24 protein-coding genes are annotated in these 24520 nt (G+C 33.3%); 19 read left to right on the top strand and 5 right to left on the bottom strand.

The genetic code is table 11. From position 1 onward, the window contains the following. Window positions 1–133 precede the first annotated feature (133 nt). The 3 genes from N4T77_RS05325 to scpB all read left to right on the top strand — a co-directional run bounded on the left by N4T77_RS05325 (window position 134) and on the right by scpB (window position 3617). A complete protein-coding gene (locus tag N4T77_RS05325) occupies window positions 134–1324 on the top strand; it encodes a D-alanyl-D-alanine carboxypeptidase family protein (RefSeq protein WP_261670717.1) in 1191 nt (396 codons plus the stop codon). A gap of 948 nt (window positions 1325–2272) precedes the next feature. Continuing rightward, complete coding sequence (locus N4T77_RS05320) at window positions 2273–3031, top strand: segregation/condensation protein A (protein WP_261670716.1); 759 nt, start codon at window positions 2273–2275, stop codon at window positions 3029–3031. Continuing rightward, window positions 3021–3617 (top strand): SMC-Scp complex subunit ScpB, encoded by a 597-nt coding sequence (scpB, locus tag N4T77_RS05315; protein WP_261670715.1) that lies wholly within the window; start codon window positions 3021–3023, stop codon window positions 3615–3617. The genes N4T77_RS05320 and scpB overlap by 11 nt, the downstream gene beginning before the upstream one ends. Window positions 3618–3752: 135 nt before the next feature. On the opposite strand, the gene ytfJ is transcribed toward scpB, so the two are convergent. Further along, window positions 3753–4238: a GerW family sporulation protein gene (ytfJ, locus tag N4T77_RS05310; protein ID WP_261670714.1), complete on the bottom strand. Its 486-nt coding sequence runs from the start codon at window positions 4236–4238 to the stop codon at window positions 3753–3755. A gap of 20 nt (window positions 4239–4258) precedes the next feature. Beyond that, complete coding sequence (locus N4T77_RS05305; protein WP_261670713.1) at window positions 4259–4795, bottom strand: DUF2953 domain-containing protein; 537 nt, start codon at window positions 4793–4795, stop codon at window positions 4259–4261. Window positions 4796–5040: 245 nt separating this feature from the next. On the opposite strand from N4T77_RS05305, the gene N4T77_RS05300 reads away from it, so the two are divergent. Next, on the top strand, window positions 5041–6174 hold the full coding sequence (locus N4T77_RS05300) for a D-alanyl-D-alanine carboxypeptidase family protein (RefSeq protein ID WP_261670712.1): 1134 nt from the start codon (window positions 5041–5043) through the stop codon (window positions 6172–6174). A 99-nt stretch (window positions 6175–6273) separates the two neighbouring features. On the opposite strand, the gene N4T77_RS05295 is transcribed toward N4T77_RS05300, so the two are convergent. Further along, on the bottom strand, window positions 6274–8391 hold the full coding sequence (locus N4T77_RS05295) for a sodium-translocating pyrophosphatase (protein WP_315903159.1): 2118 nt from the start codon (window positions 8389–8391) through the stop codon (window positions 6274–6276). A gap of 1195 nt (window positions 8392–9586) precedes the next feature. Here N4T77_RS05295 and N4T77_RS05290 point away from each other — a divergent pair. From N4T77_RS05290 to N4T77_RS05225, 14 genes are all read left to right on the top strand, one after another. Then, a complete protein-coding gene (locus N4T77_RS05290) occupies window positions 9587–10000 on the top strand; it encodes a SoxR reducing system RseC family protein (RefSeq protein ID WP_261670710.1) in 414 nt (137 codons plus the stop codon). Between the two features lie 54 nt (window positions 10001–10054). Beyond that, window positions 10055–11377, top strand: coding sequence for an electron transport complex subunit RsxC (rsxC, locus tag N4T77_RS05285; protein WP_261670709.1), 1323 nt, complete (start codon window positions 10055–10057; stop codon window positions 11375–11377). A 13-nt stretch (window positions 11378–11390) separates the two neighbouring features. Beyond that, complete coding sequence (locus tag N4T77_RS05280) at window positions 11391–12380, top strand: RnfABCDGE type electron transport complex subunit D (RefSeq protein WP_261670708.1); 990 nt, start codon at window positions 11391–11393, stop codon at window positions 12378–12380. Window positions 12381–12385: 5 nt separating this feature from the next. After that, a complete protein-coding gene (locus tag N4T77_RS05275; RefSeq protein ID WP_261670707.1) occupies window positions 12386–12949 on the top strand; it encodes an RnfABCDGE type electron transport complex subunit G in 564 nt (187 codons plus the stop codon). Between the two features lies 1 nt (window position 12950). Beyond that, window positions 12951–13574, top strand: coding sequence for an electron transport complex subunit RsxE (rsxE, locus tag N4T77_RS05270; RefSeq protein ID WP_261670706.1), 624 nt, complete (start codon window positions 12951–12953; stop codon window positions 13572–13574). Beyond that, window positions 13574–14155: an electron transport complex protein RnfA gene (locus N4T77_RS05265; RefSeq protein ID WP_261670704.1), complete on the top strand. Its 582-nt coding sequence runs from the start codon at window positions 13574–13576 to the stop codon at window positions 14153–14155. The genes rsxE and N4T77_RS05265 overlap by 1 nt, the downstream gene beginning before the upstream one ends. 15 nt (window positions 14156–14170) lie before the next feature. Continuing rightward, window positions 14171–15031 (top strand): RnfABCDGE type electron transport complex subunit B, encoded by an 861-nt coding sequence (gene rnfB / locus N4T77_RS05260; protein WP_261670703.1) that lies wholly within the window; start codon window positions 14171–14173, stop codon window positions 15029–15031. Window positions 15032–15673: 642 nt separating this feature from the next. After that, window positions 15674–16999, top strand: coding sequence for an electron transport complex subunit RsxC (rsxC, locus tag N4T77_RS05255; RefSeq protein ID WP_261670702.1), 1326 nt, complete (start codon window positions 15674–15676; stop codon window positions 16997–16999). Between the two features lie 18 nt (window positions 17000–17017). Beyond that, window positions 17018–18019, top strand: a complete 1002-nt coding sequence (locus tag N4T77_RS05250; protein WP_261670701.1) for an RnfABCDGE type electron transport complex subunit D — start codon at window positions 17018–17020, stop codon at window positions 18017–18019. Next, window positions 18019–18582: an RnfABCDGE type electron transport complex subunit G gene (locus tag N4T77_RS05245; protein WP_261670700.1), complete on the top strand. Its 564-nt coding sequence runs from the start codon at window positions 18019–18021 to the stop codon at window positions 18580–18582. The genes N4T77_RS05250 and N4T77_RS05245 overlap by 1 nt, the downstream gene beginning before the upstream one ends. Next, a complete protein-coding gene (locus N4T77_RS05240) occupies window positions 18582–19199 on the top strand; it encodes an RnfABCDGE type electron transport complex subunit E (protein ID WP_261670699.1) in 618 nt (205 codons plus the stop codon). The genes N4T77_RS05245 and N4T77_RS05240 overlap by 1 nt, the downstream gene beginning before the upstream one ends. Window positions 19200–19247: 48 nt before the next feature. Further along, entirely contained in the window at window positions 19248–19826 is a 579-nt protein-coding gene (gene rsxA, locus N4T77_RS05235; protein ID WP_261670698.1) for an electron transport complex subunit RsxA, read from the top strand. A 12-nt stretch (window positions 19827–19838) separates the two neighbouring features. Next, entirely contained in the window at window positions 19839–20669 is an 831-nt protein-coding gene (locus N4T77_RS05230; RefSeq protein ID WP_261670697.1) for an RnfABCDGE type electron transport complex subunit B, read from the top strand. Between the two features lie 137 nt (window positions 20670–20806). Beyond that, window positions 20807–22078, top strand: coding sequence for a sodium:proton antiporter (locus N4T77_RS05225; protein WP_261670696.1), 1272 nt, complete (start codon window positions 20807–20809; stop codon window positions 22076–22078). A gap of 245 nt (window positions 22079–22323) precedes the next feature. Here the strand turns inward: N4T77_RS05225 and N4T77_RS05220 are convergent, their stop codons facing one another. Both N4T77_RS05220 and N4T77_RS05215 read right to left on the bottom strand, forming a co-directional pair. After that, a complete protein-coding gene (locus N4T77_RS05220; RefSeq protein ID WP_261670695.1) occupies window positions 22324–22842 on the bottom strand; it encodes a Gx transporter family protein in 519 nt (172 codons plus the stop codon). A 40-nt stretch (window positions 22843–22882) separates the two neighbouring features. Next, window positions 22883–23266, bottom strand: coding sequence for a NusG domain II-containing protein (locus N4T77_RS05215; protein WP_261670694.1), 384 nt, complete (start codon window positions 23264–23266; stop codon window positions 22883–22885). A 206-nt stretch (window positions 23267–23472) separates the two neighbouring features. On the opposite strand from N4T77_RS05215, the gene cax reads away from it, so the two are divergent. Further along, a complete protein-coding gene (gene cax, locus N4T77_RS05210) occupies window positions 23473–24513 on the top strand; it encodes a calcium/proton exchanger (protein ID WP_261670693.1) in 1041 nt (346 codons plus the stop codon). Window positions 24514–24520 lie beyond the last annotated feature (7 nt).

The raw sequence follows: 24520 nt of genomic DNA, 5'->3' as shown, positions 1-24520 counted from the left end.
GCAGGCATCCCTATAAAAGACTATCTTTCAAAATTAGTGTAAATGTTTAAAAGGGCTTTTGCCCTTTTAAATATTTTTTGATAATATTATTGAATTCGGGAGAAAATACAATCGAAGGAAGGAGGAAGAATAAATGAAAAAGGAAAGCAAGGCTCTAATAAGCTTGTTATTAACTTTAATTTTTGTTATGGGGGTTTTTGTAAGACCAGTTAAAGGAGCACCCACTCAGGAAACTAAGGTTCAGGAAGATAATTTAACTGTTGATGCCAGGTCTGCATTACTTATGGAGCCTGTTAGTGGAAAAATAATAGTTGATAAGGGCTCACATGAAAAACTACCCCCAGCATCTGTAACCAAAATTATGACTATGTTATTAACTATGGAAGCAGTTGATTCTGGTAAAATAAAAATGAATGACAAGGTTACTGTTAGTGAAAATGCAAAAAAAATGGGTGGTAGCTCTATGCTTCTAGACACAGGAGAAGTAAGGACTGTAGAAGAATTAATTAAAGGTATAGGAATAGCTTCAGGAAATGATGCAGCAGTGGCTATGGCTGAGTATTTATCTGGAAGTCAAGAAGCTTTTGTAAAATTAATGAATGAAAGAGCAGCAAAACTTGGAATGAAAGACACAACCTTTAAGAACTGCACTGGATTAAGTGAACCAGATCATTTAACCACAGCTTATGACATAGCATTAATGTCAAGGGAATTGTTAAAACATCCTGCGATATTAAAATATACGGGAACATATATGGAAACTATATCTGAAGGAAGAAAAAGTCCCATTGGATTAGTAAATCATAATAAATTAGTAAGATTTTTTAAGGGCTGTGATGGTTTAAAGACAGGATTTACTGATGAAGCAAAATACTGTATATCTGCAACTGCAACAAGAGATGGAGTCAGAATGCTTGCAGTAATAATGGGTTCACCTAGTTATAAAGTAAGAAATAAAGATGCAAGTATGTTAATGAATTATGGGTTCTCAAAGTTTGAAGCTAAGAAGGTATTTACTAAGGGAGCGGAAGTAGAAAAAATAGCTTTAAATAAACAAGGAGATAGATTCTTTATAGCTAAGGCACAGGAAGATTTAAATGTAGTAATGGAAAAAGGTCAGGATGTTAAAATAAGTAAGAAGTCAATTATAGATAAAAATAAAAAGGAATACAAAGCTAACGAAACCGTTGGATACTGTGAAGTATATGTAAACGGAGAACTAGTTGGTAAAGTTAAGCTATACAGCGATAGAGATGTTAAAAAACCAGGTATCTTTGGCAATCTTAAAGGTAATTTTGTAAAAATCCTTGATAGAGGAGTATAAGCATCTTATTGCGTAACAAAAGTTTGGAGCACTAAACATCGGTGTGTTAAGTTGAGGTATACTGCTTGAAAGCCCTCATTTCGGCAAGAAGGTCTAATGCTGGCTCATCTTTGAAAATGAACTACAACTCAATGCTTTCTTCGAAAGCTGAGTTTCTGTTAACATTTTCAAAATCACCAGCATAAGACCTTCTAAGCCTCATTCGAAGCTTTCTACGCAGTACACCTCTACCTACACACCTGTTTTTAGTACTTTCAAAATTTTTGTTATGTGAATAATACAGCCAATAAAAATATGCGGCAGCGTAATTAGCAGAGCGAAATGTATATAAGGTATGTTATACATTAATTATTAAAAATTCTAGATAAGAATGCGGAGCATGAGTGAATGATATTTATGTAATTATGAAATTTTCTAAACTAAATACTTTATCAAATTCTAAAGAGTCCTTACGGACATTATAATTTGACTGTTTATATTAGTTAAAAATATCATCAGAACTCTTTGTAAGTGTTATACCGTAAGGGCTTGTCGCCCTATATTATAAGCTTATTTTTATATTATTACAACAAAATAAGAAAACTTAGAATAAGAATTAAAACTTTGTAGCCTGTGTGTTGGTAGATATGTAGTGTGACAGTTAGCTTCGAACAAGACTACAGCCTCTTATGTTGGCGAGTTTAAAAAGGATTCAAATTTTTCAGCTCTCGAAGAGATGCATTGAAAAATTTGATCTTTTTAAAAATCGAGCCAGCATTAGAGGCTGTTGTCGATGTGAGGGCTAACAGAGCACTACATATCTGCCTACATACACAGGCCACCAAGTCTAATTTCTAAGCTTTTCTTTTGTATACCATCATACTTAATAGTTGACTTTATTATTAATACCATGGATAATTATTAGATGAATTAGATTTTAAAAACGAAATTTTTAGGAGAGTACCATAAATGTCTTTAAATATAAAAATAGAAAACTTTGAAGGACCTTTCGATTTACTTCTTCATCTTATAAAGAAAAATAAGATGGACATATATGATATACGAATATATGAAATTACAAATCAATATTTAGAGTATATACATGCTATGGAAGAACTAGATCTTGAGATAACTTCAGAATTTATAGTCATTGCAGCAACTTTGATTGAAATAAAGTCCAAGCTATTGCTGCCTAAAACTAACAATGATGAAAGTGCCGCGGATGCAGAGGAACAAGATCCTAGAAAGGAATTAATAGACAAGCTTATACAATATAGAAGGTTCAAGGCGGCAGCAATGTTTTTAAAGGAAAGAGAACAGGGAACTGGACGAATGTTTGGTAAGAAGCCTGAAATAATAGAAGACAAGAAAAAAAGTGTAGAACCTAGTGAGTTTCTTAAAGCAGTTACAATGCTGCATTTATACGAACTATATAATAGTCTTATATCTAAATACAAAAGCAAGATGAATACTAGTAATATAATTAATAGAGAAATCCCCATTGAAAAATTTAAAATTGAAGATAAGATGAATTACTTGAGGGAGAGTATTCAATTTGAAAAGAAGGTTCCATTTTCTAGTATTATATATAAGTGTTCTTCAAAGATAGAAGTAGTTGTGACCTTTCTTGCCTTATTAGAACTTATAAAAATAAAGGCTGTAACAGTGGTTCAAGAACGGAATTTTAAAGAAATTTATATTGAAAGGATGAGCGAAGTTGAAGGATAGAGATATTAACCAAATTGAAATAGAGGAGACCTCTTCTAAGAATATTTATTTTTCAATAATAGAATCCCTATTATTTGTATCAGGAGAACCAATTCATATTAATCATATTGCTTCAATTATAGAGTGCAGTGTGAGTTTCGCAAAAGACTTGCTAGATGAAATGATAAATTCCTATAACTCGGAAGGAAGAGGAATCAAGTTGATAAATACAAATGATAGTTATAGTCTTGTTACTAATCCTGAGAATAGCAGCTACATAGAGAAGCTTCTAGGAACTAATTCAAGACAATCTCTATCTCAAGCGGCTTTAGAAACATTAGCAATTATAGCTTATAAACAGCCTATTACTAGAGTAGAAATAGATGAAATTAGGGGAGTAAAAAGCGAGAGAGCAATTGCAACTCTTGTAGAGAAAGGATTAGTCAAAGAAAGCGGTAGGTTGGAAGTGCCAGGAAGACCTATATTATATGGAACTACAGATGAATTTTTAAAATATTTTGGCTTGCAAAGTATAGGTCAAATGCCAGGAATTGAGGAGCTTATAGGAGAATTTAATTTAGATGAGGAAGAGGAGTTTAGCGATTAAGTTTAAAGAACTATTAGCTGAAAAGGATGTGTATTATAGTGTAATAATTTACAATATAATACACATCCTTTTATAGTTAACAATTTCTTTAAATGGAATGTATTAAGCCTATGGCTATAAGTAGAATAAGATATTTTATTGTGCATCTGTTGATATGTTTTGATCTCCTTCTTCATTACAGCCGCAGTCAGTAGAATTTTCTTTATTCACTTGATTATCTGCAGTATCTTTATTTTCTTTTTTATCCTTAGCTGTCACCATTCCTTTAACATAATCCATCATTTGAGGGATAGAATCTACTATTTTATCATAAGTATTTTGATGATCTAAAGATAAAAGTCGAACAGAATCGCCTTTTGTAACCAAAAAGGCTACTGGTCTCACAGTTATTCCAGCACCGGATCCTCCACCAAAGGGAAATTTTGAATCGGGATTATCTACATCACAGGTACTAAATTCACTTCCACCAGAAACAAATCCAAAGGAAACCTTTGATATAGGAATAATTAAAGATCCATCTTTCGATTCTACTGCATCGCCAACTATGGTGTTAACATCTATCATATCTTTAAGATTTTCCATAGTATTTTTTAATAAATTGTCTATAGGATGGTTATCCATGAGAAAATTCCTCCTTATAATTATGTATTGCAAAAATTTAATTTTTTATTTTTACGAAGATTTTTAAGTACTATAAAGGTTATATAGATAACTTTAGCTAAACTGATAAAAATTATACTATTAATCTGTAAGGTTAATATAGTTTTGTTAAATTCCGGTATAGTTTTCAAAGTATTTTTCTTTACATTAAATAATAAGCTTATATACTGAGTTATCATGGGGTAAAAAGATTTAACTAACCCACAGAGTAAAGCTGTATAGGCAGCATCGTCAAGTCCTAGAATAATTGCTGTCTTTATTTTTAATGAAGGTTTATATTTAATATCTTTTATAATACGTAGAGTAGTTCTGAAAATACTTTTAAATCTAGGAATTCGGTCTGGTTTTTTTTCAATATCCTTTTCTGCTTTTCTTTTAATAAAGTTCATTTTATCAGTTACATTTATCTTATATAGATAAAATCTTATATGGTTATCAGTATAGTTAATAGTAGTTTTTATGGGAATTGGAATAAAAAGCACTATAATAAAAAAGCACAAAACTAAAATAAAGATCATGATACATCCTCCCAATTTATATACATTAATAATTATAACCATATAAGGAATTTATATAACTTAATGGAATAAGTTTAAAGAGTAATTTAATCATTTATAGAAAAAATATATTATAGGATTATAGAAAGTTAGCCAAAATAATTACAGTGATTAAAAATTAATGAAAGAATTTGCCAAGAGTAAAGTTAAAAATCAGTTCTTATATTTAACTGACTTTATAATATTCTTTGAAGGAGGCAGTACAGATGAAAAAAAGCAGCAAATGGTTATGTACAACTATATTATTTATATTGTCAGTAGTATGCTGTATACCACATAGGGTAAATGCTTTAAACATATATAATAAGCCTAGTAATGAAAATACAAGTAAAAGCTTAGTAGTAGATGCGAGATGTGCTATAGCTCTTGATAGTAAATCTAAAATTGTGCTTTATGAAAAAAATTCTTATGAGTTGGTTCCTATGGCTAGTACAACTAAAATAATGACTGCTTTAGTAGCCCTAAAATATGGAGATTTAGATAAAAAAATAGAGATTTCTGAGAAGGCTGCCGGCATACGAGGCTCCATCGTGGGATATAAAAAAGGAGAAAAAATATCCTTAAAGGAATTGTTATTTGGTCTTATGTTAAGATCAGGAAACGATGCAGCTATTGCTATAGCTGAAGGAATAAGCGGAAGCGTAGAAGAATTTGCAAAACTTATGAATGAATATGCCGGAGAAATAGGAGTTATAAATACCCATTTCCAAACACCTCATGGACTTGATAAAGATGAGCATTATACAACTGCTTATGATTTAGCAATAGTTACTGCTAAAGCTCAGGAAAATAAGTTATTTAATGAAATTGTAAGTTCAAGAGATGTAGATGGTAAAGCTTATGGTTTTACAAGAAGTTTCCACAATATAAATAAAATATTATGGGAAATGCCAGAAGCTACTGGGGTAAAGACTGGTTTTACAGGAAAGGCTGGAAAGTGCTTAGTTACTTCTGCTAAAGTTCAAAATAATGATGTTATTGTTGTTGTGTTGAATTGTACTCCAAGATGGAAGGAAACAAAGAGAATATATGAATATGTAAATAAAAATTATCAATTTAAAAAAATGTTTTCAAAAGGTGATACTGTTGGGGAAGTAGCTCTAGATAAGGGGACAATAAAACTTCAGTGTCCGGATGATATAACAATACCTACTAAAAATGAAGTAGGGTATAATGTTAAGGTGATAAAACCTGAGAAAGTAACTTCATCTATTTATAAAGGAGATAAAGTAGGAACAATATCTATATATGCTGATGGGCAGAAGATATATAGTAATTCACTAGAGGCAGGAAATAATTATAAAGTTAGAAGGTTTCCTAAGTTGTTTTTTATGAGATAAAAGCTTATATGCATTTGTATTATTTCTGCTTCCTTATATAATAGTAACTGATAGTTGGCAGTCAGTAGAAGCTGTCAACTATCAATTATATGTGATTTATTATCTAAATAATGCTACCAATACTAGAGTAAGTGTGCTAATAAGCTTAATTAAAACGTGCAGTGATGGACCTGCGGTGTCTTTAAATGGATCACCTACAGTATCACCTACAACGGCACCTTTATGTGTATCTGATTTCTTGCCGCCTAGATTTCCAAGTTCAATATATTTTTTCGCATTATCCCAAGCACCACCGCCGTTGTTTAAGAAAAGAGCTACTACTACACCAGCTATGGTACATATCATTAAGAAGCCTGCAGCAGCTTCCTTTCCTAATAATACGCCTACTATAATTGGAGCTGCAATAGGTATAATTCCAGGAAGAATCATTTCCTTTAGGGCCCCTTTTGTAACAATATCAACGCAATTTGCATAATCAGGTTTAGAAGTACCTTCTAATATACCAGGTATTTCCTTTAGTTGTCTTCTAACTTCTAATATAACATACTGAGCAGCTTTTCCTACTGAACGTATAGCAGTGGAGGCGAAAAGATATACTACCATTGCACCAAGAAAAGCACCTATAAATACTTCTATTTTTCCAATATCAACAGCAAACCATGAGTCTAAAGGCCTTCCCAATAATTTTTTCACTTGTTCTAGGTAGGCGAAGAATAAAAGAAAAGTAGCTAGTGCTGCAGAACCAATGGCATATCCCTTAGTTAAAGCCTTAGTGGTATTGCCACATGCGTCTAATTTATCTGTTATTAACCTTATTTCTTCTGGAGCTCCAGACATTTCTACTATACCGCCAGCATTGTCAGTAATAGGACCAAAGGTATCCATAGCTAATATATAAGCACAAGTAGAAAGCATTCCTATTGTAGCTATAGCAATACCATAAAGACCTCCGTTAGATACTCCTGGAAGAGCAATTTGACCTAATTTGAAAGATGTAAATATAGCTGCTGAGACAAATAATACAGGAAGAGCTGTTGATTCCATTCCAACAGATATACCAGTAATTATATTAGTTGCAGCACCAGTTTTAGATGATTCAGCAATAGACTTTACCGGCCTATATTTATAGGAGGTATAATAGTCTGTTACTACCACGAAGACATAACTTAATGCTATGCCCACAACTGCACATAGATATAAACTAATATAATTTATATTTCCCCCTTTTGGTAATTGTCCTGAAAACATTGATTTAGTTACAAAAAATAAAAATATTAAATTTAATACAGTTGTAACAAAATAACCTCGATATAATGCAGACATAGGATTATCTGTTTTATCATCAGCTTTCACAAAAAATATACCTACTATCGAAGAAAGTATACCGAGAGCACCTGTAACTAATGGGAATAGGATTCCTTTCCAACCGAATATTGGATATAATGCTACTCCTAAAATCATTGCTGCAATATTTTCTGCAGCAGTGGACTCAAAAAGATCAGCACCTCTTCCGGCACAATCGCCTACATTATCACCAACGAGATCGGCTATAACTGCAGGATTTCTAGGATCATCTTCAGGTATTCCAGCTTCCACCTTTCCAACTAAGTCAGCCCCTACATCAGCTGCTTTTGTGTAAATTCCACCACCTAGTTGAGCAAAAAGGGCTACAAAGGATGCACCAAAGCCGAAACCTACCAGTAAAGAAGGAGCTTCTTTTACCACAGCATCGTTGTTAGATATTCCACCAAAAAACAAGAACAACAAGGTTACGCCTAGAAGGGATAGAGAGGTAACGGCAAGACCAGTAACAGCGCCGCCTCTAAGAGCAATAGTCAAGGCTGAATTAAGCCCTTTTTTTGCACCGGCAGCTGCTCTTATGTTGGAGTTAACAGCCATATACATTCCTATATAGCCAGATATTCCAGAGCATAGAGCACCGGTTATAAAGGCAATTCCTATATGCCATGCATATTTAACAGCTATATCGGATCCCTTTGAAAGATTGCCAAAATAGTTGGCAGCTATGATCAATATTGCAGTTATTAGGGCAAGGCATACTATAGTTTTATACTGCCTTTTCATAAAAGCCATAGCACCTTCCTTGATGGCATTTGAAATGTTTTGCATTTGGCTAGAACCCTTTTCCTGAGAGAATATGAATTTGATGAGAAACAGAATTACTAATAAAGCAGTAGCAATTGATGAGAAGATAATAGTGAGATAAAAACTCAAGACCAACAACCCCTTTCTTAATAGGAAAATAGTTTTGGATTTGAGAAAATAGAAATTATGCTCTAAAAGTATAAAATAGTGCTATATATAAATATGCATAAAATTCTAATAATATGCTAAATGGGTAATGTAATATACTATAAACAAAAAAATAACTAACAAGTTGATTTAAATTAACACATATTATAAATCATATTAGTAAAAAAGTTCAAAAGGTAGAAAATATACTATAACAACAGCACAGTGATTAGTATAATAAGTAAAAAAAATAGCTATTGTAATTGCAAGAATTTGCATAATTCTTATATAACAAATTTACAAATAACTATATAGAATATATTTATAACTAAATTTCTATGTACATACTAACAATAAAATGAAATTTTTAAATTGAGAAAATTCATTTTATTACTTATTGTTAAAATATATACATAATTTTTATCTTAATGCAGATTGTAGAAAAAACTTTATGATACTTAACAAATAATTAACAAAAATAAGTAGAAATTGACTTATTATTAACAAGTTAGAACTTGATAAATAATTATAAAGGAACAAATATGAAATGTTATTCTCGTTAAGATTCATATTTGTTCCTTTGTTATTTGCAAAATATATGGACGAATAAGCATTTGGTAAGAAAAGGTGTTTTTAGAAATGAATAAATGAATAGTTTGAATTTCAAAAAAATAAATTTTCATGGGTAAATGGGCAGATAATCAATAAAAGTATTAAACTGTAATTTTTTCCAACTGTTAAGTTTTTGAATAAAATAAAAAAGTTATAATATATATTTTTATAGTAATGGTTTTTTGGAATGTATTGTAATTAAATTTTTAACATGTATAATTACAGTTAATAAGGAAAATATTTATAAGGTATTCATTAATTAGGCTTTATGCAAATAAAATGAAGGAATGGTATTTTACATTTGCAAAAATTAAGAACTATAGATTTATAAAAAATAATGAATATAAAAATTAAAATACTATAACAGCAAATAATTTCTTATAGTAAAAAATTAATACAGATCATTTCGTATTAATAACACAGAACAAAGAGAACAATTTCTAGAAAACACAAACTTAAAAGTAATGACTTTCCAAACTTGAAATGCAAGTTACGGAATATAAATATTTTATACATAATAATTAAGATATCAAGGATGTGAGAAAATATGAAAAAGGAATCTGAAGGAATAGTCATTGAGGTTAGTGGTAAAATAGCAAAGGTAAAGTCTAGTAGACATGGTGATTGTAAAAACTGTGGTGCTTGTCCAGGTGATAATGCTGCAGTATTAGATGTAGAAAATTCTCTTGGAGCTAAACCTGGACAACGGGTCTTATTTGAAATAAAAGAGGAGAATATGCTTAAGGCAGCATTTGTTGTTTATATACTGCCACTAATTGCAATTTTTTTAGGTGTTTTGCTTGGAGGATGGATATCAGAAGAAACAGGAGGATCCTTAAGGTTGTTTCAAATCGGAGGAGGTATAATAGCCTTTATTTTAGCATTTATATATATAAAGGTTTTTGATAAATTAGCTCATAATAATGAGAAAATGAAGCCAGTCATTACTCGAATTCTATAACAAAACAAAGTTTAAAATTATTTTCATAAAACATTTCAAGAGGGGGATTTGTAAATGGTAAGAAGTTTTCGTGGTGGAGTGCACCCAAATGGTCGTAAAAATTACACAGCTGGGAAAAGCATTGAAATAGCTCCTCTGCCAAGCAAAGTTATCATTCCGGTAAGACAACATATTGGAGCACCCTGTACACCAATAGTTAATAAAGGAGATGAAGTTAAAAAGGGACAGGTTATTGCCAAAAATGATGCCTTTGTGTCAAGTAATGTACATGCATCTATTTCCGGTAAAGTTACTGATGTATCAGAGTATCCGCATCCAGTGTTTGGGAAGTGCCTTTCTATTGTCATTGAAAACGATGGAATGGATCAATGGGTAGAGGGAATACCAATAGAACGGGAGTGGAAAGGCTTAAATGAAGATGAATTACGCAGCATTATTAGGGAAGCAGGTATAGTTGGTATGGGAGGAGCTACCTTTCCTACTCATGTAAAACTTGCTCCGCCAAAAGATAAAAAAATCGATACCTTCATATTAAATGCAGCAGAATGTGAGCCATATTTAACCTCTGACCACAGAGCAATGCTTGAATATACAGATCGGATAGTAACTGGAGTTTTGATAGTAATGAAAATTCTTGGGGTTGACAGGGGCTTTGTTGGAATTGAAGATAACAAGCCCGATGCAATTAGCACTATGGAAAAAGCTTTTCAAGGGACTAGTGTTAAGGTAGTTGCTCTTCCTACTAAATATCCTCAAGGTGCTGAAAAAATGCTTATAAAGATATTGACTGATAGGGAAGTTCCATCTGGAGGACTGCCTATGGAGGTAGGAGTAGTAGTTCAAAATGTTGGTACAGTAATAGCTATAAGTGATGCAGTAACAAAAGGAATTCCACTAATTCAAAGAGTTACAACAGTTAGTGGAGGAGCTTTAAAGGAACCAAAGAATCTTGTACTAAGAATTGGCACCACTTTTGCCCAAGCTATAGAATTTTGTGGAGGGCTTGTAAAATCGCCAGAAAAAATTATTATGGGTGGGCCAATGATGGGATTTGCACAATCAAATTTAGACCTTCCTGTAATTAAAGGAGTATCAGGAATTTTAGCTTTGAGCAAAGAAGATGTTAACTCTGGAAAGGAAAAACCATGTATAAGATGTGGACGATGCGTAGATGCCTGTCCTATGGGGTTGAATCCAAGTATGCTTAGTATATTAGGAGAACGTAATCTTTACCAAGAAGCTAAAGAAGATTTCAACTTATTAGATTGCGTAGAATGTGGAAGTTGTGTTTACGGATGTCCAGCTAAGCGAAACATTGTTCAATACATTAAGTACTGTAAGGCTCAAAACGCAGCAGCACAGGCTGCTAAAAAGTAGGAGGTGATTTAAAATGGCTGAAATTAAAGTTAACGATAATCTATTAACAGTGTCCACATCACCGCATATTCGTGCAGAGGAATCTATTTCTAAGATAATGTGGAGTGTCAGTGCGTCACTAGCGCCTGCAGCTATTTTTGGTGTGTATAATTTTGGAATACCAGCTCTAACTATAATGGTAGTAGGTATTTTAGCTGCTGTAGCCTGTGAATATTTTGTACAAAAGGTTAGGGGTAAGGAAATAACTATTAATGATGGAAGTGCTTTTTTAACTGGCTTGTTATTGGCAATGTGTGTACCACCTACATTACCACCTTATATGATGGCCATTGGTTCTTTCATAGCCATTGTTATTTGTAAACATTCAATGGGAGGACTAGGATATAACATTTTTAACCCAGCTCATATAGGAAGAGCAGCTTTAATGGTTTCATGGCCTATTGCTATGACTACCTGGAGTAAAATTACTACTAGTGTCGATGTAGTAACTTCTGCTACGCCATTAAATATATTGAAACAGCAGGGGTATGGAAAATTATTAGAGACCTTTGGGGGAACTTCAGAATTATACAAGGCATTATTCATTGGAACTCGTAATGGAAGTATTGGGGAAACTTCTACAATATTATTAATTATTGGTGGACTTTATCTAATATATAAGAAATACATCAATTGGCAAGTGCCAGTTTTTATGATTGGTACAGTGGCTATTTTGACATGGATATTCGGACCAGCAGGGCTATTTACAGGAGACCCTATATTCCATGTAATGGCTGGAGGATTGATAATAGGAGCTTTCTTTATGGCTACAGATATGGTTACTATTCCAATTACAAAAAAGGGACAAATTATTTTTGCTGTAGGTGCTGGAGCTCTTACTGTGTTAATTAGACTAAAGGGTGGTTATCCTGAAGGAGTATGTTACTCAATACTATTAATGAACAGTGTTACACCTTTAATTGATCGTCTATGTCCTCCAGTTAAATTTGGGATAAGGAGGTAATTGAAATGTCAGCTGAACATATAGAAAAGAAGTATAGTATTTTCCAAATTACAATGAATTTAGCTGCGGCCTGTTTTATATCTGGGGCAATAATTGCAGCAGTTTACTTTGTAACTAATCCTATTGCCAAAGAAAAAGCGGTTGTGATGAAAAATCAATCAATGAAATCCTTAGTTAAGGATGCAGAAAACTTTAAGGCTATAGATGGTAAAAAGGAGTGGTTTGAAGCACAGCAGGGTGGAAAAACCATTGCCTACGTAGTTCCATCAGAAAGTAAAGGTTATGGTGGAGCAATAAAAATGCTTGTGGCTGTTACACCACAAGGAAAAGTTATAGGTTATGAGATTATATCTCATAACGAGACACCGGGTTTAGGTGACAATGCAAGTAAAGATCCTTTTAAGAATCAGTTTAAAGATAAAGAAGCTAAAGCATTAGAAGTTACAAAGGATAAATCTAATACTGATAATATACAAGCTATGACAGGAGCTACTATTTCATCAAGAGCAGTAACTAAGGCTGTCAAAGAAGCTGTAGAGCAAGTTGTAGAATTTGCAGGAGGTAAGTAGTATGAAAGAATTATGGAATATATTTAAAAAAGGCATAATTGCAGAAAATCCTATTTTCGTTCTTGCACTTAGTTTATGTCCGGCATTAGCGGTAACTTCAACGGCAACAAATGCTCTAACCATGGGTCTATCAGTGTTATTTGTTATAACTGCAAACAATACTGTGGTATCCTTTACTAGAAAGTTAGTAAATCCTAAAGTTAGAGTGCCGGTTTACATTACATCAATAGCAACTATAGTTACTGTAGTTCAATTAGTACTACAGGCTTACTTCCCACATCTTTATAAAGCATTAGGTATTTATTTATCACTTATAGTTGTTTTTGCTATTATTCTAGCTCGTGCGGAAGTTTTCGCTTCAAAGAATTCTGTAATACCTTCCTTCTTCGATGGTTTAGGAATGGGATGTGGCTTTGCATTAGCTATGGTTTCAGTAGGGATAATTCGAGAGCTTTTTGGAGCAGGTACTATATTCGGAATTCACATATTAGGTTCATGGTATAATCCAGCTCTAATTATGATACTTCCTCCTGGAGGTTTCATACTAATTGGATATTTGGTAGCTGGCTATAAGATGATGCTAGAACGTTCTGCAAGACTTCAAGCTGAGAGGGGTGAAGCTTAATGGGTGAATATTTGACTATTTTTATAAGTGCTGTAGTTGTAAATAACTTTGTTTTAACGAGATTTTTAGGACTATGTATTTTCTTTGGAGTTTCTAAAAACTTAAATGCTTCTATTGGTATGGGTATGGCAGTTACCTCAGTAATGACCTTGAGTTCAATGCTTGCTTGGGTTGTATACCATTTTGTACTGCTGCCATATAATCTAACTTTTTTAACCACTGTGGTATTTGTTCTATTAATTGCAAGCTTTGTTCAGCTTTTGGAAACGATTATAAAAAAGCAAGCACCAGCCTTATATAATATGTGGGGAATCTATTTGCTATTAATAGCTACAAACTGTGTTGTTCTTGGAGTACCACTATTAAATGCAGAGTCTAACTATTCCTTTTTAAAGAGCGTAGTTCATGCTATAGGCTCAGGACTAGGATTTGCACTAGCAATAATTCTTATGGCAAGTTTAAGAGAAAAGTTAAGACTGGCAGATGTGCCTAAACCTCTAGAAGGATTAGGAATTGCGTTTATCTTAGCTGGAATGCTGGCATTAGCCTTCCTTGGTTTTTCCGGCATGATCGCAATTTAGAAAGGAGCTGAGGAAATGAGTACTCCAATTTTAGTTTTAATTGTAATGACTATTGTAGGTCTAATATTTGGTTTTGTTCTAGCCTATGTTAACAAAAAGTTTGCTGTGGAAGTAAACCCACTTATTCACATGGTAGAAGACATACTGCCAAAGGGGCAGTGTGGTGCCTGTGGTTATGCTGGTTGTGCAGGCTATGCTGAGGCAGTAGTCTTAGACGCTGATGTACCTCCTAATCTTTGTATACCTGGTAAAAAGCCAGTAGCCAATATGGTTGCTGAACTTACAGGAAAAGTTGCTCCGGAGGTTGAGCCAAGGGTTGCTCAAGTAAGATGTGGTGGCAGTCATAGCAAAGCAGTTAGAAATTATAAGTACCAAGGAATAGAAGATTGTGTTGCAGCAGGCTTACTTCAAGGGGGTCCTAAAGGCTGTCAGTATGGTTGCTTAGGTTTTGGAACTTGTGTTAAAAACTGTCCTTTTGGTGCAATGACAATGAGCGAAGAAGGATTGCCTATAGTTAACGAAAAAAAATGTACTGGCTGTGGAAAATGCGAAACAGTTTGTCCTAAAAAAGTTATGCATATGGTGCCTATAGGATCACCAGTGAGTATTAACTGTAATTCAAAAGACAAAGGAGCTGTAGCGAGAAAACTTTGTGATATTTCTTGCCTTGGCTGTGGAATTTGTGCAAAAAATTGTCCTCATGGTGCTGTAAAGGTGGAAAATAACCTAGCAGTGGTAGACTCTCATATATGTATTGAAAAATGCGATAACCCTACCTGTATACTTAAGTGTCCAACGGGAGCTATTAAAGCAGCAGAAGGAGTTAAAACCATAGTAGAGAGTCAACAAGAGATTGCTTCTAATAATTCCAATTAAATTTAAAAAACCTTCAGGAGTTCAACAGATTTTAATCTGTTAACCTTCTGAAGGTTTTTTATTATGTTTGTTTTCTATTAGTACTAATGAAGTTTAATAAATTTAAGTACAATTAAAGAAAGTTGGCTTTTGTTCATATATTTTACTTCATTGGTAATAAAATTTGAATGATTTTGGATTATTGCATAGAAAACGTTTGCGAAAAGCTATTGTAATTAAATTTTTAACAAGTATAATTACAAGTGAGAACAGTATATCGACAAAAAGCTTTTTATAATGCATTAATGAAATTTATGCTAATATGATTGATACAGCAGCAAGTATCCTAGATAGTACAGCTTAAAAACACATATGCTATAGTCATATTATAAGCTCTAAGTTTCTTTAATGCTCAACCTTTTATCAATTCTGAATATGTATTTAATTAGTACTACAGTTAGTTACAGCGCATGCAAAGCAAGTCTATATTTTTATATTTTACTTGATAGACAACACCAAATGCAGTAAAAAAAGACTAAATTGAGACAAAAGTTTCATAAAAAAATAAAAATAATAAGAAAATACTGCATAAATTTTAAAAAAATTGTTGAAAAATCTTGCAATTGTTAAAAAAGTGTCAACAATAAAGATAGGAGGATTAAAATGAATTTACTGACTTTTAAAAAGGGTGTACATCCACCTCATGGTAAGCATTTTACAGAAAACAAACAGATTGAAGAGCTATTACCAAAGGGAGACTTAGTATTTCCAATGTCTCAGCATATAGGTGCCCCTTGTGATCCTTTGGTAAAAAAAGGGGATAAAGTTCTAGTAGGCCAAAAAATAGGAGAGGCTAAGGGCTTTGTTTCATCACCAATTTTCAGCAGTATCTCAGGAACTGTTAAAAATGTTTCTCCTGTATTTACATCTGCTGGAACAAAAGTAAATGCAATTATAGTTGAAAATGATGGTAACTATGAAGAAGTTGAATTTGCTAAGCCAGGGAGTTACAAGGACCTTTCTAAGGAAGAAATAATAAAATTGATACAAGAAGCAGGAATAGTTGGTATGGGTGGAGCAGGTTTTCCTACTCATGTTAAGTTATCACCTCCGCCAGATAAGAAAATTGACAGTATAATTGTAAATGGAGCAGAATGTGAGCCTTATCTAACTTGTGACCATAGAATGATGCTGGAGGAAAGTGAGTATATAGTTGAAGGATTAAAGATAATCCTAAAGCTTTTCCCTGAAGCAAAAGGTTATATTGCCATTGAAAATAATAAGATGGATGCAGTAGAAGTTATGGAAAAAGCTGTAAAGAATGCAAAGGATGCATCTAATATAGAAGTAAAGGTATTAAAGACTAAATACCCTCAAGGTGCTGAAAAACAGTTAATTTATGCTGTTACTAGCAGGGAGGTGCCTTCAGGAAAGTTACCGGCAGATGCTGGATGTATTGTACAAAACGTAGATACAGTTAGAGAAATTTATAATGCTGTAGTTCTTGGAAGACCTCTTATGACAAGAGTTGTTACAGTAACTGGAGAAGCTGTAAAGGAACCTAAAAATCTAAGAGTTAAACTTGGAACTAACTGGATGGAACTTATAGAAGCCTGTGGTGGTTTTAAAGAAGAACCTACTAAGGTTATAGCTGGTGGACCAATGATGGGAATGACCGTTTCAATGCTTGATTTACCAGTAGTTAAGGGGACATCAGGAATATTATGTCTTACAGATAAGCAAGCAGTACTTCCAGAGGAATCACCATGTATAAGATGTGGAAAATGTGTACAAGCGTGCCCGATGAATCTAATTCCATCTTTCCTTGACTCATCCTCTAGAAGAAATAATTTAGATGCTTTTGAAGCAGATCATGGATTAGACTGTATAGAATGTGGATGTTGTACATTCTCTTGTCCAGCAAAACGTCATTTAATTCAGACTATACGTAATACAAAAAGAACAGTCTTAGCCAGTAAGAGAAAATAAATAAGGAGTGTGACTTTAATGACTCAAGTAACAAAGGTAGAAGCTGCGGAAATTAAAAATAAAGAAGCGGATACTTCTGTAAAAAAGAATAGCATATTTACACTATCATCATCGCCTCATATTCGTTCGAATTCAACGATACAATCTATTATGAGAGATGTAACAATAGCATTAGTTCCGGCTACATTAGCAGGAATATACTTCTTTAAAATTCAAGCATTTTTAGTAATATTGGTTTCAGTTTTATCCTGTGTGGCATCAGAATTTGTGTGGCAAAAGTATACAGGCAGAAAGGTAACTGTAGGAGATTACAGTGCAGTAGTAACTGGTTTATTATTGGCTTTTAACGTACCGCCATCACTTCCATTATGGATGGTTGCTATAGGTGGAGTATTTGCAGTTATAGTAGTTAAACAGCTATTTGGTGGACTTGGGCAAAATATCGTAAACCCAGCACTTGCTGCAAGAGCTTTTCTACTTGCATCTTGGCCTGTAGCGATGACTACATGGACTATAGATGGAATAACTGGAGCTACTCCACTTGGAATACTTAAAAATGAACCAGGAGCACTACCAAGCCTTTCATCAGTATTTTTAGGACATATAGGTGGTTCTATAGGAGAAACGTCAGCAATTGCACTAATTATAGGAGCGGCATATTTGCTCTATAAACGCATAATTACATGGCATATACCAGTAACTTATATAGGTACAGTTTTAGTTTTAACTACAGTAATAGGAAGACAAGGATTTATGACAGGTAATGGATTATATGAAATATTTACTGGTGGACTAATGCTTGGAGCCTTCTTTATGGCTACAGATTATACTACCTCACCTATGACTACAAAGGGACAAATTATATTTGGATTTGGATGTGGACTTTTATCAACTGTAATTCGTATATTTGGAGGATATCCAGAGGGAGTATCTTACTCAATATTAATAATGAACTTAGCAGTACCACTAATTGATAAATATACAGCTCCACGTGTGTTTGGTACTCAGGGGGTGAAATAATGAAAATATTTAAATTAGCATTAAGATTATTTATAGTAGCTGGAATGGCAGGAGCTATACTTGGTGCAGCTCACGCGGTAACAGAAAAACCAATCGCTGAACAGCAAAAAAAAGCTAACTCTGAAGCTATGAAGTTAATTTTGCCAAAGGCAGAGCAGTTTAATAAATTAGAAATTTCACCAAAAGGTGATGTTATAGAAGTAAATGAAGGAAAAAGTTCTGAAAAAACAGAAGGATATGCTATAAAAGTAACTCCAAAGGGATATGCTGGAGCCATTACGATGATGGTTGGTGTATCTACAGATGGAAAGGTTCAGGGAATAAAGATTTTATCTCACTCAGAAACTCCAGGCCTTGGAGCTAATGCTACTGAACCAGCATTTTCAGACCAGTATAAGGACAAAGCTACAGACAAAGCTCTCGAAGTTGTAAAGAGACCGGTAGCTAGTGAAAATGAAATTCAAGCAATTACTGGTTCAACAATCACTTCAAAGGCTGTAACAAAGGGAGTTAATGAAGCTGTTGAGTATTATAAGAGCGAGTTGAAGGGAGGACAAAAATAATGGGCGTTTTATGGGAAAGATTGAAAAATGGAATAATAACCGAGAATGTAATATTCGTTCAGGTTCTTGCTATGTGTCCTACTCTAGCAGTAACAACAAGTGCTATAAATGGTATAGGTATGGGACTTGCAAGTACTGTTGTTTTAATGGGTTCAAACTTAGCTATATCACTACTTAGAAAGTTTATTCCAGATGAAGTTAGACTACCAGCTTTTATAGTTGTTATTGCAGGATTCGTTACTTTAATTGATTTCTTAATGCAGGGATTTGTTCCAGCACTATACAAATCACTTGGAATTTTTATTCCTCTAATAGTTGTTAACTGTGTTATATTAGGAAGAGCAGAAGCCTATGCAAGTAAAAACAGCCCAGTTCCATCATTATTTGATGGTCTTGGACAAGGATTAGGCTTTACAGCTTCACTAGTTATAATAGGTATGATTAGAGAATTATTTGGTACAGGAAAATTATTTGGTGCTCATGTGATGCCAGCATCATTCCAGCCAGCGCTTATAATGATACTAGCTCCAGGTGCCTTCTTCACACTAGGAATATTAATGGCTCTTTTAAATAATCGTAAGCTTAAGAAAAAAGCAAATAAAGGAGTAACTGCTTAGAATATTAAATTATTTTGATTACAACTCAGAAAGAAGGGTGGAAAAGCGATGAAATTATTCATGTTAGTACTTTCGGGACTCCTAGTTAACAACTTTCTACTATCTAGATTCTTAGGAATATGTTCATTTTTAGGAGTTTCTAAAAAAGTTGAGACTGCAACAGGTATGGGATTTGCGGTTACGTTCGTTATGGCGCTATCCTCTTTAATATCATATGTGGTATATAATGCTATACTTGTACCTTTGCACATTACTTATTTATATAATATAGCCTTTATATTAGTTATTGCATCTTTAGTACAATTTGTTGAAATGGTTATAAAAAAGAAAAGTCCAGCACTTTATAAATCATTAGGAATTTTCCTTCCACTAATAACGACGAACTGTGCAGTTTTAGGTGCAGTTATACTAAACATGCAGGAAAAATATACTTTAATTGAATCTTTAGTTTTCGGAATAAGTGCAGGCCTTGGATATATGCTTGCTATAGTTTTACTTGCAGGCATAAGAGAGAGATTAGATGCAAACGAGAGTATGCCAAAATCAATGGAGGGATTGCCAATAACATTAATTACTGCGGGAATAATGTCAATAGCATTCTTAGGCTTCTCAGGATTAATAAAGTAGGAGGTACAATAAATGGAAATAAGTCAATTAGTTCTTCCTTTAGCTAGTATAGGAGGACTTGGAGTTACATTCGGTGTGGTTTTAGGATATGCATCCAAGAAATTTGCGGTAGAAGTTGATGAAAGAGTTCCATTAATAAGAGAGTGTCTTCCAAGTGCAAACTGTGGAGGCTGCGGATATGCAGGTTGTGACGCTTACGCTTCAGCGGTTGTTGAAGAAGGTGCACCTGCAAATGCTTGTACAGTTGGAGGCGCTAAAGTTACTGAACAAATAGCTCAAATAATGGGTGTTGAAGTTAGTAGTGATTCAGAACCACTAAAAGCCTTTATCAAGTGCGGAGGCTGTAACAGTCAGGCAAAACAAAAAGGGAACTACTATGGTACTATAGATTGTAGAGATGCTATGGTGGTACCAGGTACAGGAGCTAAGTCCTGTGAGTTTGGATGCATGGGGTACGGAAGCTGTATTAAGGCTTGTCAGTTTGATGCTATTGATATAGTAGATGGAATAGCAGTAGTAAATAAAGACAATTGTGTTGCTTGTGGAGCTTGTGTTAAGGCGTGTCCAAAAGCATTAATTGAATTGAAGCCTCTATCAGCAGTTGTTCGTGTAGCATGTAATTCAAAAAATAAGTTAAAAGAAGTTAAAGATGTCTGTCAGACTGGCTGTATAACTTGTAGACTATGCGAAAAAGCTTGTCCACATGGTGCTATTACTTTTGAGAACAATTTACCGGTAGTTGACAAATCAAAATGTGATCAGTGCTTTGCTTGTGTGTTGAAATGTCCTACAAAGGCTCTAATAGCTTATGGCAAGGAAGTAAAATACGAAAAAGCTCAGTAATTTATTCTATTAAAGTTTAATTTGTATAGAAATCTAGGTAATAATGCAAGACTGCAATAAAGTAGTCTTGCATTATTGCTGTGTTACTACTACTAATCAATATAGTTAAAAATCAATATTTTAGGAGATGTATTAGAATGGAAGGCAATACAGTATTATTAGCGGAAAATTTGATGAAACTTTTATTTATTATTATAATTTCAGGAGTGGTATTCGCCAAAATAGGTAAAAGGATTAAAATGCCAGATGTAGTATTATTCATAATAGCTGGTATAATCGTAGGTCCATCAGTTCTGAATCTTGTAGATTTTAGTAGCTATCCAATAGAAAATCAGCTTATACTTACCTTTGGAGCAGCTTATATTTTATACGATGGTGGTAGGGAAATACAGTTAAAGGTATTAAACGAAGTAAAAGGTTCTGTAGCAGTGCTTGCTACAGCAGGTGTAATAATATCTGCCTTTATAACAGGATTTTTTGCTTATAAAGTGCTTCACATTGATTTTATCTATGCGTTGCTTTTAGGATCAGTAATAGCATCTACAGATCCGTCAGTGCTTGTTCCATTATTTAAGAATATGAATATAAGTCCAAAGCTTAAGCAAACTATAATCTCAGAGTCAGCTTTTAATGATGCAGTAGGTGCAATAATGACTTTTGCAATTATAGGTATTATTTCAGGAGGATCTTTTTCTTTAGGTCATAGCATTATTGAATTACTAAAAGAAGCAGGTGGAGGAACTGTAGTAGGAGCTATATTCGGCTTTTTAGGTACAGCACTTGTATCCGAAGCTAAAGTGGGAGTATTAAGAGGCTATGCTGGAGAAGTAGCGGTAGCTTTAGTGCTTGCATCCTATGTTACTGCAGTGCATTTTGGTTTTAGCGGGTTCATGGCAGTATTTATAGTTGGAATGGTTTGTGGTAACAAAAAGATGTTTGGATTAGCTTCTGTAGATGAAGAATCATATGAACTTCATTCTAAGTTTAAAGAAGTAACAATTTCTATGCTTAGAATAATGATATTTGTTCTTTTAGGTGTTCAAATGAACTTTGCGATACTATCGAAATACTGGGGAAAGGCTTTAATTATAGTTCTTGGATTTGTGTTTATAGCAAGACCAGTATCAGTGTTGTTTTCAGTAATATTTGATAGAAAGGCAAAGTGGAATATAAGGGAAATAGCATATCTTATGTGGACAAGGGAAACAGGTGTTATACCTGCTGCCTTAGCTGGTATGCTTATATCTATGAAGATACAAAATGCAGATATAATATCCGCAGTAACTTCTATGGCTATAATTATTACGTTAACTTTCCAGGCAAGTACAGCTAAATATTTTGCAAAGATATTAAAGCTCGACATTGACTCTGGTGAAAATAAAGAGCAGTCTGATAAGATAGCTGCTTAATAAATAGATGCGACACAAAAACTTACGTGTATTGAGCACCAGTGTTCAGTACACGTAAGTTTTTGTGTCGCATAAATTTGCTATGTTGAAATCTACTTTCTTTTTCTTTTTGGAAGAAATGTATAAACTATTAATATGATACCAACTACAAGCATGGCATCTGTTATATAAGATGGCATAGACTACCTCCGATCAAAAAAATTTGCTGAATCAAATCTAAAACTAATTCCTATTTTAAAGTAGTATTACTTAGAAATAACATCTTTAAACATTGAAAGTTTATTTAGATGGACGTTCAAAAATTTAGTACAAAGACCTATAAAATATCCTGTAATTACTGCAGATACTAGTAGTATAGGAAGATATACGTAAATTCTAAAGTCTTGAACTACAAAGGAAGCTACAAGTAGTTGTCCTATGTTATGAAATATTGCACCACAGATGCTTACTGTCCATAAGCTCATAGATTCTTTAAAGGATTTATAGAGAACAATCATAATTATATTGCTTAAAAGTCCTCCAGCTATACTAAACATAAAGGCTGACATACTTCCACCAAAGATTGAGCCTAATATAGTCCTCAGAAACATAATTAGGAGAGCTTCTTTCCAACCAATTAATATTAGTGTTGCAAGAGAAATTATATTTGCAAGGCCTAATTTAATTCCAGGAAACAAAACAGGAATTTGTGCTTCTATCACATAGATAACTAAAGCAATACTAACTAGAAAGCTTAAAAAAACCATTTTCTTTGTCTTATTCATAAAAGGCACCTCACAAAGAGTTAAAAACTAAGGTGAATTTTTAACTAGATATTTGGTCATAATTTTCATTATTTCCTTCGATAGTAATAATAGTTTTATGTGGAAGACAAACTGCACTTTCACCAGGTTTTGAAATCCATCCGGTTTTAATGCAAACCTTATCAGGACAATCTGCATCAATAAATCGGATTTTTCCTGATTCAACTTCCACAATATTATAATTGTTTTCGTCATAAGGAATTTTGAATTGTTGCTTTCCTTTTGAAGAACTTAAATCTATAGTTTTAATAACTTTACCATCTTGTTTTATTACTGCTACAGGATGAGAACTTTTCACATATTGTTTATAACTAAAGACCCCCACAATACTTATCATGATTAAAGCTGCGATTAATACTGCTGCTATTTTATCTCCTTTTTTCATATTTTTACTCCCTCTAAATAAATAATAAAAGGTTTTTATTATATTAAGATAAAAATCGACATTATTAATTATACCATTTAATAATTACTTTAGAAAAGGTTTATATTAAAGAAGTTTACCGAATTTGCGATAAATTATTTATTTTTTAATGGAAGTAGTGATAAAATATAACAATAAGGCTTACTGTAATTGAAAGGAGTTACAAAATGAAATTTTTAAGGTACTTTTTAATTTTTATTCCAATTAGTATAATTGCTGAGTTAATTCATCTCAGCCCTATAATGCTTTTTGTTATTTCATCTCTGGCAATAATACCTCTTGCTGGAGTTATGGGCGAGGCTACAGAGGAGATTTCTGCCTACTCCGGTCCTAGAATAGGAGGCTTTTTAAATGCTACCTTTGGTAATGCCACAGAACTAATAATAGCCTTTTTTGCACTGAAGGCTGGACTTTTTGATGTGGTTAAGGCTTCCATAGCTGGTTCTGTAATAGGAAATATACTTCTTGTACTTGGGGCTAGTATGTTTTTAGGAGGTTGTAAATACAAAATTCAAAAGTTTAATAAAAATGTAGTAGAGACATCCTCTAGTATGCTGCTTTTTGCAGTTATAGGTCTCAGTATTCCAGCAATTTTCACACATACAATAAAAAATGATCTGCTCACTCAGAAGTACGAATGGTTAAGTGTTGGAGTAGCTATTGCTATGTTTATAATTTATATATTAGGTCTTTTCTTTTCTTTTTATACACATAAAGATTTATATGGCTCAGAGCATACAGAAGAAGGTGAGGCTAAATGGAGTTTAAAAAAATCAGTTATAGTTCTTATATTAGCAACAGTTGCAATTGCCTTTGAAAGTGAAATTTTAGTTAGTTCTGTAGAACCTATGACTGAGGCTATAGGGTTAAGTGAATTTTTTGTAGGGATAATACTTATACCTATTATAGGTAATGCTGCAGAGCATAGTACCGCAATTATTATGGCGATGAAGAATAAGATGGATGTAGCTATTGAAATAGCTATTGGATCAAGTCTGCAAATAATTCTATTTGTTGCACCAATACTAGTATTTTTAAGTCTTTTATTCAAACCTATGAGTATAGTATTTAATGAGTTTGAGCTAGTGGCCCTAATAGTTTCTGTTCTAATAGCAAATAGGGTAGCTAGCGATGGAGAATCTAATTGGCTTGAAGGAATTCAGCTTATAGCAGTATATATTATAATAGCCATTTCCTTCTTGATATAATTAATAT

The organism is Clostridium sp. CX1 (genome assembly GCF_025398335.1).
GTDB lineage: Bacteria > Bacillota > Clostridia > Clostridiales > Clostridiaceae > Clostridium_AM > Clostridium_AM tanneri.
Note: the sequence above shows the minus strand (reverse complement) of the source record. Positions and strands in the feature narration are given on the sequence as shown.

What these genes read in the sequence shown, in the direction of transcription:
- N4T77_RS05325 (WP_261670717.1), top strand. Translation starts at nt 134, where the DNA reads ATGAAAAAGGAAAGCAAGGCTCTAATAAGCTTGTTATTAACTTTAATT.
- N4T77_RS05320 (WP_261670716.1), top strand. Translation starts at nt 2,273, where the DNA reads ATGTCTTTAAATATAAAAATAGAAAACTTTGAAGGACCTTTCGATTTA.
- ytfJ (WP_261670714.1), bottom strand. Translation starts at nt 4,238, where the DNA reads ATGGATAACCATCCTATAGACAATTTATTAAAAAATACTATGGAAAAT.
- N4T77_RS05305 (WP_261670713.1), bottom strand. Translation starts at nt 4,795, where the DNA reads ATGATCTTTATTTTAGTTTTGTGCTTTTTTATTATAGTGCTTTTTATT.
- N4T77_RS05300 (WP_261670712.1), top strand. Translation starts at nt 5,041, where the DNA reads ATGAAAAAAAGCAGCAAATGGTTATGTACAACTATATTATTTATATTG.
- N4T77_RS05290 (WP_261670710.1), top strand. Translation starts at nt 9,587, where the DNA reads ATGAAAAAGGAATCTGAAGGAATAGTCATTGAGGTTAGTGGTAAAATA.
- rsxC (WP_261670709.1), top strand. Translation starts at nt 10,055, where the DNA reads ATGGTAAGAAGTTTTCGTGGTGGAGTGCACCCAAATGGTCGTAAAAAT.
- N4T77_RS05280 (WP_261670708.1), top strand. Translation starts at nt 11,391, where the DNA reads ATGGCTGAAATTAAAGTTAACGATAATCTATTAACAGTGTCCACATCA.
- N4T77_RS05275 (WP_261670707.1), top strand. Translation starts at nt 12,386, where the DNA reads ATGTCAGCTGAACATATAGAAAAGAAGTATAGTATTTTCCAAATTACA.
- rsxE (WP_261670706.1), top strand. Translation starts at nt 12,951, where the DNA reads ATGAAAGAATTATGGAATATATTTAAAAAAGGCATAATTGCAGAAAAT.
- N4T77_RS05265 (WP_261670704.1), top strand. Translation starts at nt 13,574, where the DNA reads ATGGGTGAATATTTGACTATTTTTATAAGTGCTGTAGTTGTAAATAAC.
- rnfB (WP_261670703.1), top strand. Translation starts at nt 14,171, where the DNA reads ATGAGTACTCCAATTTTAGTTTTAATTGTAATGACTATTGTAGGTCTA.
- rsxC (WP_261670702.1), top strand. Translation starts at nt 15,674, where the DNA reads ATGAATTTACTGACTTTTAAAAAGGGTGTACATCCACCTCATGGTAAG.
- N4T77_RS05250 (WP_261670701.1), top strand. Translation starts at nt 17,018, where the DNA reads ATGACTCAAGTAACAAAGGTAGAAGCTGCGGAAATTAAAAATAAAGAA.
- N4T77_RS05245 (WP_261670700.1), top strand. Translation starts at nt 18,019, where the DNA reads ATGAAAATATTTAAATTAGCATTAAGATTATTTATAGTAGCTGGAATG.
- N4T77_RS05240 (WP_261670699.1), top strand. Translation starts at nt 18,582, where the DNA reads ATGGGCGTTTTATGGGAAAGATTGAAAAATGGAATAATAACCGAGAAT.
- rsxA (WP_261670698.1), top strand. Translation starts at nt 19,248, where the DNA reads ATGAAATTATTCATGTTAGTACTTTCGGGACTCCTAGTTAACAACTTT.
- N4T77_RS05230 (WP_261670697.1), top strand. Translation starts at nt 19,839, where the DNA reads ATGGAAATAAGTCAATTAGTTCTTCCTTTAGCTAGTATAGGAGGACTT.
- N4T77_RS05225 (WP_261670696.1), top strand. Translation starts at nt 20,807, where the DNA reads ATGGAAGGCAATACAGTATTATTAGCGGAAAATTTGATGAAACTTTTA.
- N4T77_RS05220 (WP_261670695.1), bottom strand. Translation starts at nt 22,842, where the DNA reads ATGAATAAGACAAAGAAAATGGTTTTTTTAAGCTTTCTAGTTAGTATT.
- N4T77_RS05215 (WP_261670694.1), bottom strand. Translation starts at nt 23,266, where the DNA reads ATGAAAAAAGGAGATAAAATAGCAGCAGTATTAATCGCAGCTTTAATC.
- cax (WP_261670693.1), top strand. Translation starts at nt 23,473, where the DNA reads ATGAAATTTTTAAGGTACTTTTTAATTTTTATTCCAATTAGTATAATT.